A 13,150-nucleotide genomic window follows, 5' to 3' on the forward strand; every position below is an offset into this window, starting at 1 on the left:
AAACTTCAATACTTATTCCTACAAATGATATTTCCCGATATGTTATTTTGTTTGATTACTCATTAAGACATTTTTTAATTTTATCTTCGCCTACTACAGTCTGTAAAATAACAAATTGATAATAGCTTAATGCATCTAATACTTTTTTATAACTAGAAGATTGGTGATAATTTTGATTATCTAAAAAATCATACATTAGTACAATTTCTGGTTTAATATAATCCACATTCCATGTCAAAGAATGGAAATAAATATTATTTTGAGGCAACCTCACATGATTATCTAATCTAAAAATCCATTCACCATTCGCTACATCATATATAAATATATTTAATAATAAACTAGTGTTGTTCATTACAGTAATATGAACGACCTCTGTAATAACAAGTTGACTCGTATCTAAAACATGATTGTTTTTATTATAGTATGTTAATTTAATATCATTAGGCAAAGCTGTAATCACTTCTGTTAAATGCTTACGCTCTACACATAAATCAACTATAGAAGGAAGATCAAATTGATTATTCAAAAATAATTGCATGGCTACTTCTCCATGAAATTTAAAAGCTTGTGGACAGTTATCAAGTAAAATATTTACTAAGTCCTTAGCTTTGTAATCCTGTAATTTAGCCATTCGACCCCTCCTTAGGAAACGCTTTCATTACTCAATTATAACTTGCTCGTACTACATTTTCAATTTTTGAATTGTGAACTTTTGGTAAACTGCATGTTACTTCATATTTACCTATAATTATATATATAGTTACTTTGGCTTTAATTTGAACTTTAGATATTTAATAAGCTACACATTTTGTCTACGCATTGATTGAATTAATAAATTAAACTGTATATAATTTACAGTGTATTTGTATGATTAAAATATCTTTAATAATCAGGAGTATTTTAATGATATAACAATACAAAATAAACAGAGTAAGGTGATAAATAATGACCTTGTCAATAGTGCTTATTATTTTATTAGTGATACTCATTTTAGCTTCTATACTACATCATCGCTACATGCAAAGTAGAATTGATACAGAAGTATACGCTAAAAATCAACTCACTTCTAAGAACGCGATTCTCAGTAATGAAAATACTGAACTCAAAAATCAAATGTTAAGTTCTAATAACGATGTCAGCACACATGCTAAGAAAAATGCAAAACGTGAAGTCAAAGAAATACTTGAAAGTTTCAAAAAGAATGGCCAGCTAAAATACTACGAAATTATTCAGACAAGTAAATTAGCTACAAAACATCCATTCTTCGAGTATTTAAGAACATTTGACTTTATCGTTGTCTCAGATGTAGGTCTAATCAATATCGATGTCAAAAATTGGAAGCAAAAAACATTTTACCATTTTGACGCATCTGTAAAGGATGAATTAAATTTATCTAGCTTTAGTTCAATTGATCAAGTCATTGGACATTACATTGCCAAGCAGTATCACAGCCAATTTAATTCATCACGTCAAGAAATATATACGTTTATTGAAAAAATACAAAGTAATCGTGTTATTTTTGATTTTTATGACGTAGATCCTTATCAACAGGCAGCACTGAACTCTAAAACATTAAAAGACGGCATTGAAAACCACTTCAATCACAAAATTCAAAGTATTGGTGTTGTGTACTTTAATGATGGTAGTGTCAATATAATTGAAGGATCAGATGAAAGAGGAAAATATGTAGATACTGTTTCTACAAAATCTTCATTAAAATCCGTCATTGGACATGCTATAGAGTTGTCAAAACATCCACTGACTAAAGAACAAGTCGAAACCATTGCAAAAAGTTTTGATTAATAATTAAAAAGCCGGAAATGCACCTCTCATAAAGTGATGTAACCACAATCACATAAGCAGATGGGCATTCCTGGCTTTTTCTAACTCCAAAGATTGATTTTTTTCTTTTGCGCCTCGTTTTGTGCTTTGATAAAGACGTCTCTATATTTTCCATTAGGTGCAAAGTATTTTTCTTTAGCTAACCCTTCTTTTACTAATAGCTCATTAAATAATGTATCTTTATCCAGCCAAACATATGCTAAAACACGTCCATAGCGATCATTTTTTTCTTTATCATATTCCAGATAAACATCTTTATTGGTTAAGTTCTTTTTACTAAAATGCGATGCTTCTTTACCGTATGGCTGTACAGGTGTATTAGGTTTCACTGTTTCAGGCGTATCAACGCCGATTAAACGAATTTTAAGCTGCTGGCCTTTGCTATTACGAGCTACAAAGGTATCACCATCAACTACACGTATAATATGAACTTTTTCCTTTCCTTTTAAATCAGTAGATGATTGCTGTTTAGATTGTGATAACAGAGATTGAAAAGGTCCTGTATGATTAATATATTGAAAACCTAAGACAATAAGTACTATGACCACAAAAATAACAATTGATTTTGACTTTTTGGATTTCATTAGTTGCTCCTCATTTTAAATTTACTCAATTATCATATCTAATTATCTTCATCAAGGTCAATATGAAATTACACTGTTATTCCATTCACTTCTATTTAAAGCATGATATAATATTATTGAAAGTTGGGAGTGAATAATATGAGCGAACAAAATGAGAGCCTCGTTACCATCATTGGAGCTGTCATTGCTATAATTGTAGGAGTTATTCTCCAAATCATTTTTAAATTACCTATCATCGTATCAATTGTAGTCGCTATACTACTAGGGGTATTCGTAGGTTTTCTAGTTTATCTTATCCAAAACATCATAAATAAGCGTAATAATAAATAATCATCACGCAACAAATAGTTTTTCTTCTATAATGTCTTCAAAAGCTAATTTCAAGCTTTTGAAGGCATTTTTTTGATTTAAAATTGTAGATTAAAGTTTAATAATGTTATTTTTATTCAAAATGTGGTATATATAAGTAAAGATACTAAAAGACGAACTTTCTTACGAAAAAAATTTTAAAAGTTAAGTTTTTAGACTGTGATTAAATTCAAATGGGATATGAGGTGTTTAAAATGGAAATTATGGATATTATTATTGAAACTGATGCTCTTGTATACTGCGTAAAAACACAAGAAGGCTACACATTTAAACATACGTTAGCTAGTGATACACCACCTGACAAAGTAGCACACGTTTTGAGACTTTTGGCTGAACATGTTGATAAAATGTCTAGCAAACAAAAAGTAGTTACAAAATAATTAAACCCAACCTTTTTCAAACGCTTTTTTCCAAGCTTCAAAGCGATTGTCCGCCTCCATCTTATCAATAATAGCTGATGTATAATTTCTCACTGTTCCGTCCGACAAATACAATTTATTTGCGATTTCTTTACTGCTGAGGCCCAGCCCAATTTCTCTTAAGACAATTTGTTCTTTGTGTGTGAGTGGATTCATATTAGAAATCATTGATGTCATGAGTGAAGCACTGTATTCCTTTTCCCCTGTTATTACTTTTTTTATCGTGCCAATCAAATCATCAACAGAACGTTCTTTAAGCACATATGCATCTACATCATTCGCAACCGCTTTTTCAAAATAACCTGGTCTTTTAAATGTCGTTACGATAATAATCTTAGTTGAATCGTTTCCTTCTCTCACTTTGGCAAGGACTTCCAGCCCTGTCATCTCAGGCATCTCAATATCCAATATAGCTACTTGAGGACTGTGCTTTTGGATATATCTTAATGCAGAAGCGCCATCGCCAAATTGTTCTACCACTTTAATATCATCGCTCATATTAAGTAATTGAACCATCGCTTGCCTTAACATTGTTTGGTCTTCCGCTACAATAACTGAAATCATAGTTGCTCACCTCTTGGAATATGAACTTCAATGGTCGTTCCTTGTTGTTTACTAGAATGAATAACTAATGTTCCTTTTAAATATGCAACACGTTGTTCTATACTATTTAAACGAACAGTTTCTGGTTGTCGCATACCTTGACCATTATCCGATACACATAATATAATTTTCTCTTGTTTGTTTATTAAGTTTCCTTCTACTTTGGTCGCATGCGCATGCTTAATAATATTATTTATTGCTTCTCTTAATATCATTGCTAATGTAGATTGACGTACAGGGCTCATCGTCTTGGCAATATTAGCATTATAAAAATCAAAAGAAATATTCGCATCTTTTAATACATGTTCGACAGCATGAACCTCTTCATCAAACGTTTGTGTTTTTAAATCTTCGATAATTTCTCTAACTTTAGTCAATGTTTGACGTGATAAATCTGCCAGTGCTTCAATTTCTTCTTTTGCCTGTTCTGGTTGCTGGTCAATTAATTTTGTAGCTAGTTCTGCTTTCAATGTCATCCCTGCAAACACATGACCTAGTGTATCATGCAAATCTTGACCTATACGATTTCTTTCTTGTTCAGTAATCAACATATTAATATATTCATTTTTAGCATTTAATTGCTCTTTTAAATGTCTTTCATGAACAGCTCGGATATTGCCTAGACACATCATTAAAATGACTAAATAATACACTAATAAAACAAACATATGACTTTGATCTATATAGTATTGCATCATTAGAGCTGCTGCTAGCGCCATGCAAAATAAGACAAAAAATTTAGATTTTATGCCTACTTTTAACATAAATGGCAAAGCAAACGCACTAAAAAAGAAAAATAACGTGTTCATAGGTGTATTACAAAATACGAAATATATTAAAATCGCATAATGTATAATAAACAATATAAAAAGCCAATTATTTCGCCACTTAGTGTAACCAAAAATAATCATCATATATGTGATAGTAAATACAATAACAATGCTTACATATTCAACTTTAGATCGTGTTATATCATCTGAAAACGTAGCCAATATTGGAAATATCAAATAAATGAGTGGCGTTATTTTTTCTGCTAAAAATATAGTTACTGAACGTTCTTTCATTTAAGACACATCTTTTCTATGATTTATCCACAATGCAATGATTAAGGCAAATATACTATATATAAATATAATACTAAATGATTGTACATTGATTCCGCTACCTTTACTTAAGTCATATGCAATCGCTTTTAAATGGTAGGTTGGCATCCACTTTGATACTTGCTGCATCCAATCGGGGAAAGTTGTTGTTGGGAACCAAAGTCCTCCTGCTATTGCAAGCAATATACATATCATATTAGCTATACTACTTGCTTTTTGCGTATCATCAAATTGGGCAATAACAAGACCAAAGGTTAAAAATAAACTTGCGCCAATCCAAAGTAATATACCTGATAACATCCACTCAGCAATACTCATCGTAACGTCTTTAGAGAAATGTGCAACGACAAAAATGATAACAATCGATAATAAAAATTGTATCATCGTTCGCACGACTTTTACACCGTAATAACGTGATATTGACATAGGTGTAACCATTAACCGTTTATACCATCCATTGGCACGTTCTTCTATCATATCTAAAGGAAACGACATCATACAAAAGTTCAATAAACTAAACACTACCATACTATACATATATTCTTTATTAAACACTTGTTGTTGAGCTTTAGGTAAATCTAAAATTGACGTAAAAATAAGATAAAAGAATAAAGGTAATAAAATCGAAAAAATTAGATACACTTTTTTTCTAAAAAGAACTTTTAATTCCGTTGTTAATAAAGTCATCGTCATAATGTTTCCACCTCTTTTGAATGATTATCTTTAAACATGATTTCAAGTAATGATGCTTTATGTATCTCAATCTCATTTAAATTTACTTGCTGTTGTTGCAAATCTTGTAGCGTTCGCGAAACATCTTTGGTACATATTTTAATGATGTGCTGTTGCTTTGTTTCTTGTATCTTTTCATTAATATGAAGCTGTTTTTGATATTTTTTAGGTATATAAATAAATGTCATCGCATCTTGTTGGCGAATTTGTGATAACGTGTCGTTCATTTGAATAACACCATTTTTTAATAAGACAATATGATCAGCCATCCGCTCTACTTCTTCAATGTAGTGTGACGTATATAAAATAGTTGTTCCTTGATCTTTGAGATGTTGAATCACCTGCCAAAAATATTCTCTAGTCTCTATATCCATTGCTGCTGTTGGTTCATCAAGAATGAGTAATTGCGGATGCCCTACCAATGCAAGGGCAAAATCTAGCAACCGTTGCTGTCCACCCGATAGTTTATTGGCCATTTGATTTAACTGAGCATCGTCAAATAATGTTAATGCTTTAAATGCCTTAAGTGACATTGCTTGTGGATATAATGCGTGATGTAAGTAAAATAACTCTTTCACTTTTATCATTTTGGGAAATTGCGTCTTTTGAAATAAAATAGCCATTTTTGATGGGTCTAATAATTCTGACTTATCTATAATTTGACCTTCATTAGGAGTTAAATTACCAATAATAATATCAATCAATGTTGATTTACCCGCTCCATTTTTACCGATAAAAGCCGTACATTTACCATTTTGAATTTTCAAATTAATGTCGTTTAACACTAATTTTTTCCCAAATTGTTTTTTTATACCTTTTACTTCAATCATCTATATCACCTCTTGTTTGACTATTACAACAATAACAAGGAATGACGTTTGATATTAGATGCAAATGTCATCATGTTAGAATGACATTTGTCATAAAAAAACACCTACTGAAAATATTTCAATAGGTGGTAATACTCCAATACTTTAACTACTTATTATAAAATTGGTGATACGAGCTTTGCAATGTCTTCTTTTATTTTTATTTTTAATGAACGTTGGTTATATTTTTCTTTAGTTAACAATTTAGATTTTTTGATATCTTCTTGATAAGCTTTTTTTAATTGCTGTGCAATCGTTTTATCATATACAAAGGCATTGACTTCAAAATTAAGTTCAAAACTTCTGTAATCCATATTAGCTGTACCTACAGACACTACTTCATCATCAATCATACATAATTTTGAATGAATAAAGCCATTTTGATAGGTATGAATATGCACCCCACTATCTAATAGAGCGGCCGCATTAGAAAAAGTCGCCCAATAAACAAAAGGATGATCCGGTTTGCATGGTATCATAAGATGCACTTCTACCCCTGTACTCGCTGCCATTTTTAATGCATTAATATAAGCATTATCCGGTATAAAATAAGGCGTCTGTAAGTAAATCGATTTTTTAGCACTCATAATCATTTTAGTATAACCAAATTCAATTTGATGCCAATCTTCTGCCGGACTACTTGCCACAATTTGAAGTGGGGTATGACCATCTCCATAATCTTTTTTAGGAAAATACTTACTATCATATTCAAATTGAGTACGATGTGCTTGAGAGTTCCAATCTAAAATAAATCTTACTTGCAAGGCATCAACTGCATCACCTTGAATTCTAAAATGTGTATCTCTCCAATAACCTAATTTTCCCAATCCTAAATAATCATCTCCTATATTAAAACCACCAATATAGCCTTTTTGACCATCTATGACTATAATTTTACGATGATTACGATTATTCATTCTAAAATTAATTAATGGAAACTTCGATGCAAAGAATGCTTCAACTTCGCCTCCAAGTGCTTTAAATTGCTTAAATTTAGATAAGCCAACTTTTTTAGAACCAACATCATCATAAAGGAGTTTTACTTCTAAACCTTCTTTTAACTTCGTTTCTAAAGCATCAAGAATACGTTTACCTAAACCATCTAACTCAAACGTATAATATTCTAAATGAATGTAGTGTTTAGCATTGTATATATCTTCTATAACTTGATCAAACAACTCATGCCCATCCGTAAATACATCCACTTGATTATTTTCAGTTAAAAAGCCATCTTGGTTCATAAGCAACATGCGAACTAAATCATGATGTGTTGTTACTAGTTCATTGCTAGTACCATAATTATGTTTGTCAAAACTTTTTATCTGATCATCTATCAATTGCTTAAATGCATTAAGCTCCTTACCATTATGTTTTTCCATTTTACGCTTTGACACAGTTCGACCAAAAAATAAATATAAAACAAAGCCAATGAGTGGCAATACTAACAGCACAAAAAGCCATGCCCATGTTGACGTAGCACTTCGTCTATTACGTTCTAAAAAGATAATAATAAATGCTAAAATCAAGTTCAATATAAAGCCAATGATTAACAAAAATGTAAATATAATACCTAAATTTCCCGTTACCCCTAAGAACATAATTCATCTTTCCCTCTTTCAGCGTCATTTATATTCATTATTCATATTTATTTACTAATTTAAATAATAGCTTTTTTAGTTTTAAATATCAAACTACTGTATCTTTTAACATCAACTTTAAAACGCTTACAATTATTTAATTGCGAAATTTAATTTATTTCCAACGAAAAATGCGCTATAATTGTCATATTATTTTTTCAGAAAGTTCTGTTAATTTAAGGGGGAATTTCATGATTTCATTTGAAAACGATTATTTAGAGGGTGCACATGAAAAAGTGTTACAACGACTTATAGAAACAAATATGGTGCAAGAAGCCGGTTATGGTGCCGACCAATTTTCTCAACAAGCAGCTGATAAAATTAGAGAAATTATTGACTGTCCACATGCGACTGTAAGATTTTTAGTTGGTGGCACACAAACCAATCAAGTCGTTATAAGTACAGTATTAGAACCGTATGAAGCTGTGATTTCAGCCAATACAGGACATGTTGCCGTTCATGAAGGAGGAGCCATTGAATTCAGCGGTCACAAAGTAATAGAGTTAGAATCAAACGAAGGAAAAATTACAGCAGAATCAGTGAAACAATATTTGGAAACATTTAATAGTGATTTCAAAAAAGAACATATGGCCTTTCCGGGAATGGTTTATATATCACATCCTACAGAATATGGTACGCTCTATTCAAAAAGTGAGTTACAAGCTTTGTCAGAAGTATGTCGTAAGCATCAAATACCATTATTTATGGATGGTGCTAGATTGGGTTATGGCGTAATGAGCGACGCAACTGACGTAGATATCACAGATATTGCAAAGTATTGTGATATTTTTTATATCGGTGGCACAAAAGTTGGTGCATTGTGCGGTGAAGCAATTGTCTTTACGCAATATAATGAACCAAAACACTTCACTACACGCATTAAACAACACGGTGCATTATTAGCTAAAGGACGATTAGTTGGTATTCAATTTTTAGAATTATTTACAAACAATTTATATTTTGACATCAGTCGTCATGCGATTCACATGGCCAATAAAATGAAAAAAGGGTTTATTGACAAAGGTTACAGAGTCTATTTCGACTCACCTACGAATCAACAATTTTTCATATTAAGCGAAGAGAAAATTCAACAATTACAACAAAAAGTAAAGTTCGCAGTTTGGGAAAAATACGATGAAAATCATCGCGTCGTAAGATTTGCTACAAGTTGGGCAACAACTGAAGAAAATGTCAATCAATTATTAGAATTAATATAATAGAAAATACTGATATTTTTAACTAAAGAAGATATAACAAATTAGCCGTCTAAAAATTTTTGAGTATGATAACAATGTTTTTGACAATATTTGTTATCTACTCTTTTTTTATAGTTTAAAACGTATTACCTTGGTGATTTGAAAGAGTATATACACCTTTTCTAATCAAGTCTAAACATTCTGTAATAATTTAAGATGAATGATGATACTAATGAAAACTTTGAGAAATATATCAAGAATATATTTTAAAATGAGTTGCCCAATAGTTGACCATCCAATGAAAAAATAGCTTTCTTTTATAAGTTAGTTGTCCACTTTTATATAAAAAAGAAGCTAAGGCAAAATGCCCTAACTCCTTGTTATCCCTAAGTCGGTCCCCTGTTTGCTTAGCGATTAATATTGTTTCATGTATTGGTCGCGCTCCCATTCAGAAACTTGGGTTCTGTAATAATCCCATTCAATTGATTTAGAATTAATAAATTGATTGTAAATATGATTACCCAATGCTTTTTTAATCGTTGGATTTTCACGCATTGCTTTTAATGCTGTATAAAGTGTTGATGGAAGGTCATGAATGCCAACAGCTTCACGTTCTTCACGATTCATTTCGTAAATATTTTGGTTCACTGGTTTTGGTACTTCTGTTTTATTTTTAATACCGTCTAACCCTGCTTGCAAAATAGCTGCAAGCGCCATATAAGGATTTGCCGCTGGATCTACTGAACGCACTTCAATACGTGTTGATAACCCTCTTGATGAAGGTACACGAACCAATGGAGAACGGTTTTTACCACTCCATGCGATATAACATGGTGCTTCATAACCTGGTACTAAGCGTTTGTATGAGTTTACAATCGGATTACATACAGCTGTGAAGCCACGTGCATTATTTAAAATACCAGCTGTGAAATGATATGCGTCATCTGTTAATTGCATTTCACCATTTGGATCATAGAAGGCATTTTCTTTACCTTTGAATAATGACACATTGAAGTGCATACCGCTACCGTTTACACCGAACAATGGTTTTGGCATAAATGTTGCGTGTAAATTATGTTTACGTGCAATCGTTTTTACAACTAACTTGAATGTTTGAATATTATCACATGCTGAAATTGCATCTGCATATTTAAAATCAATTTCATGTTGACCAGGTGCTACTTCATGGTGACTTGCTTCAATATCAAAGCCCATGTCTTCAAGTTCTAAAACGATATCACGGCGGCAGTTTTCACCTAAGTCAGTTGGTGCTAAATCGAAGTATCCACCATCGTCATTCAACTCAAGTGTTGGTTCACCTTTTTCATCTAATTTGAATAAGAAGAATTCTGGTTCAGGTCCAAGGTTAAAGTCTGTATAACCCATGTCTTCCATTTCTTTCAAGACACGTCTTAAGTTCGCACGTGGATCCCCTTCAAAAGGTTGACCATCCGTTTTATATACGTCACAAATTAATCGTGCTACTTTACCTTGTCCTGCTGTCCATGGGAAAATAACCCATGTATCTAAATCTGGATGTAAATACATATCTGATTCTTCAATACGAACAAATCCTTCAATTGAAGAACCATCAAACATCATTTCATTATCTAACACTTTTTCTAATTGGCTTACTGGAACTTCTACATTTTTTATTGTTCCTAAAATATCTGTGAATTGTAAGCGTAAGTATCTTACATTTTCTTCTTTTGCAAATTTACGAATGTCATCTTTTGTGAATGTACGTTTTGGCATATTTGAATCCTCCACTACTTTATTTAATAAATCTGGATAAATCTCCACGATTTATTGGCAATGCTTCACCTATGGGTTTTTGCGTTGCATCTACAATCATTCTTTTTCTAGTCTCTTGTTCATCAGTTGTTAAATGCCCTTGATCATCTAAAATAATTTGTTTAATTGCTTTGATGTTAAAACCCTTTTCTAAAAGCGCTTTAATCTCTAAAAGTCGTTCCAAATCATTCATTGAAAATAATCGTTTATTTCCTGCTGTTCGTTCGGGCGTTATCAGTTCATGTGTTTCGTAATAACGGATTTGTCTTGCTGATAATTCCGTTAATTTACTTACAACACTCATAGAGAATACGGCCATATTACGCCTTAATTTATCATTAGACACTAATAACCTCACCTCTACTTTTGAACTTGTTAACAATTTAGCATACTTTTTTTTATAATACAAAAATATGTCAGGTTTTCTAACATAGAATGGTTAATACTTCATTAATCTTAATCATACGAAGTCATGTGGTTTATAAAATAGACTGACACTGCTCTTTCAGGAGTCTTGCCATAAATAATACGTATTAACATGTCGTCTTATATTGAAATGCTTAAAAAAACAAGACACTTTCGTATCATTTAATAAACTTTACTAAACTAAATGAACGAGGTGCCTTTTATATAAAATCTTGATATAAATTAATCTACGCTACCCGATATTGTAAGAACCATATCCAAAGAAAAAGTTTTGGTGTTCCAATTTGAATCCACTACATTTATATTCTAAAATGTATCTGACTATACTAATTGTTGCTCTTGTAATTGTTTTACTGCATAAATAATCGCTAGTTTAACGTGCTCATAAGTTAAACCACCTTGGACATAAACTTCATATGGTGGACGAATTGGACCATCTGCAGATAATTCGATAGATGCACCTTGGATAAAAGTGCCTGCAGCCATAATGACATCATCTTCATAACCAGGCATGTAACTTGGCTCTGGACTAAAATGTGCATTTATAGGTGACGCATGTTGAATACTTTGACAGAAAGAAATCATTTGTTCTTTTGTTTCAAATTGTACTGTTTGGATTAAATCAGTGCGTAGTACATCATATTTGGGCGTTGTATGCATATGCATTTTCTCTAATAAAAGACTTGTAAATAAAGCGCCTTTCAAACTTTGGCTCACTACGTGTGGTGCTAAGAAGAAGCCTTGATACATTTCATGAAGTGCATAGACCGAAGCCCCTGCTTCACGCCCAATTCCAGGTGCCGTTAGTCGATAGCCACAACGTTCAATTAAATCTTCACGACCTGCGATGTAACCACCAATTTTAGCTAAACCACCACCAGGATTTTTAATCAGTGATCCTGCCATTAAATCTGCACCACATTCAATTGGTTCTCGTGTTTCAACAAATTCGCCATAGCAATTATCTACAAAAATAATAACATGCGGATATTGTGCTTTAATTTTTTGAATAGCGCATTCAATTTTATCAATATTAAGAGATGGTCGTTGATCATATCCTTTAGAGCGTTGTATAGCAACTACTTTTGTTTTATCAGTAATCGTGCTCAAAACTTGTGAAGTGTCTATATCACCATCTTTTAATGGAATATCACGATATTTAACGCCATGCTCTTTTAAGCTTTCGATACCATTACCATTGACGCCTATAACTTCTAATAAAGTATCATATGGACTTCCAGTAATATAAAGTAGTTCATCTCCATGCTTTAACATACTTTGAAGCGCTATTGTAATCGCATGTGTACCTGAAATAATTTGCGGACGCACCAAAGCTGCTTGTGCTCGAAATGTATGTGCATAAATCTCTTCTAAATGCTGCCTTCCAATATCATCATATCCATAACCAGTAGTTCCTAGTAAATCACTTTCTGTTGCTTTTACATGATGAAATGATGCTAGTACTTTTTCCTGATTCAAAAGTGCAATGTCTTCAATCTGTTGAAAAAATGGTGCTAAGATATCTTCTACTTCTGCAATTGTGTGTGTTAAATCTGACATGTATAATCTTCCT

The 13,150-nt window shown here is 31.9% G+C and carries 14 protein-coding genes; 4 read left to right on the forward strand and 10 right to left on the reverse strand.

The features are described 5' to 3' along the window. Positions 1–55: 55 nt before the first annotated feature. Positions 56–634, reverse strand: coding sequence for a hypothetical protein (locus HMPREF2864_RS02355; RefSeq protein ID WP_002459221.1), 579 nt, complete (start codon positions 632–634; stop codon positions 56–58). A gap of 314 nt (positions 635–948) precedes the next feature. Here HMPREF2864_RS02355 and HMPREF2864_RS02360 point away from each other — a divergent pair, with 314 nt between their 5' ends. Next, positions 949–1,806: an NERD domain-containing protein gene (locus tag HMPREF2864_RS02360; RefSeq protein ID WP_002459222.1), complete on the forward strand. Its 858-nt coding sequence runs from the start codon at positions 949–951 to the stop codon at positions 1,804–1,806. 80 nt (positions 1,807–1,886) lie between these two features. On the opposite strand, the gene HMPREF2864_RS02365 is transcribed toward HMPREF2864_RS02360, so the two are convergent. Next, positions 1,887–2,429 (reverse strand): thermonuclease NucI, encoded by a 543-nt coding sequence (locus tag HMPREF2864_RS02365; RefSeq protein ID WP_002459223.1) that lies wholly within the window; start codon positions 2,427–2,429, stop codon positions 1,887–1,889. A gap of 138 nt (positions 2,430–2,567) precedes the next feature. On the opposite strand from HMPREF2864_RS02365, the gene HMPREF2864_RS02370 reads away from it, so the two are divergent. Continuing rightward, a complete protein-coding gene (locus HMPREF2864_RS02370; protein ID WP_002459224.1) occupies positions 2,568–2,759 on the forward strand; it encodes a hypothetical protein in 192 nt (63 codons plus the stop codon). Positions 2,760–2,992: 233 nt separating this feature from the next. Next, entirely contained in the window at positions 2,993–3,178 is a 186-nt protein-coding gene (locus HMPREF2864_RS02375) for a hypothetical protein (RefSeq protein ID WP_037542953.1), read from the forward strand. Here the strand turns inward: HMPREF2864_RS02375 and HMPREF2864_RS02380 are convergent, their stop codons facing one another. From HMPREF2864_RS02380 to cls, 5 genes are all read right to left on the reverse strand, one after another. Further along, positions 3,179–3,781 (reverse strand): response regulator transcription factor, encoded by a 603-nt coding sequence (locus tag HMPREF2864_RS02380; RefSeq protein WP_002459226.1) that lies wholly within the window; start codon positions 3,779–3,781, stop codon positions 3,179–3,181. It abuts the gene before it with no gap. Then, positions 3,778–4,884, reverse strand: a complete 1,107-nt coding sequence (locus tag HMPREF2864_RS02385) for a sensor histidine kinase (protein ID WP_070544868.1) — start codon at positions 4,882–4,884, stop codon at positions 3,778–3,780. The genes HMPREF2864_RS02380 and HMPREF2864_RS02385 overlap by 4 nt, the downstream gene beginning before the upstream one ends. After that, positions 4,885–5,616 (reverse strand): ABC transporter permease, encoded by a 732-nt coding sequence (locus HMPREF2864_RS02390; protein WP_002459228.1) that lies wholly within the window; start codon positions 5,614–5,616, stop codon positions 4,885–4,887. It abuts the gene before it with no gap. Next, positions 5,613–6,485 carry an ABC transporter ATP-binding protein gene (locus HMPREF2864_RS02395; RefSeq protein ID WP_002459229.1) on the reverse strand — a complete coding sequence of 291 codons (873 nt, stop codon included), beginning with the start codon at positions 6,483–6,485 and terminating at the stop codon, positions 5,613–5,615. Before HMPREF2864_RS02395 ends, HMPREF2864_RS02390 begins: the two co-directional genes overlap by 4 nt. A 155-nt stretch (positions 6,486–6,640) precedes the next feature. After that, positions 6,641–8,122 carry a cardiolipin synthase gene (gene cls, locus HMPREF2864_RS02400; protein ID WP_002478254.1) on the reverse strand — a complete coding sequence of 494 codons (1,482 nt, stop codon included), beginning with the start codon at positions 8,120–8,122 and terminating at the stop codon, positions 6,641–6,643. 230 nt (positions 8,123–8,352) lie between these two features. On the opposite strand from cls, the gene HMPREF2864_RS02405 reads away from it, so the two are divergent. Next, positions 8,353–9,378, forward strand: coding sequence for a threonine aldolase family protein (locus tag HMPREF2864_RS02405; RefSeq protein ID WP_002459231.1), 1,026 nt, complete (start codon positions 8,353–8,355; stop codon positions 9,376–9,378). A 393-nt stretch (positions 9,379–9,771) separates the two neighbouring features. Here HMPREF2864_RS02405 and glnA read toward each other — a convergent pair whose 3' ends face one another. From glnA to HMPREF2864_RS02420, 3 genes are all read right to left on the reverse strand, one after another. Then, positions 9,772–11,112: a type I glutamate--ammonia ligase gene (glnA, locus tag HMPREF2864_RS02410; protein WP_037542956.1), complete on the reverse strand. Its 1,341-nt coding sequence runs from the start codon at positions 11,110–11,112 to the stop codon at positions 9,772–9,774. A 19-nt stretch (positions 11,113–11,131) separates the two neighbouring features. Next, positions 11,132–11,470, reverse strand: coding sequence for a MerR family transcriptional regulator (locus HMPREF2864_RS02415; protein ID WP_012990857.1), 339 nt, complete (start codon positions 11,468–11,470; stop codon positions 11,132–11,134). Between the two features lie 428 nt (positions 11,471–11,898). Then, positions 11,899–13,137, reverse strand: coding sequence for a methionine gamma-lyase family protein (locus HMPREF2864_RS02420; RefSeq protein ID WP_070544869.1), 1,239 nt, complete (start codon positions 13,135–13,137; stop codon positions 11,899–11,901). Positions 13,138–13,150: the final 13 nt, after the last annotated feature.

The sequence above is a fragment of the Staphylococcus sp. HMSC059F04 genome (assembly GCF_001812565.1).
Lineage (GTDB): Bacteria > Bacillota > Bacilli > Staphylococcales > Staphylococcaceae > Staphylococcus > Staphylococcus lugdunensis.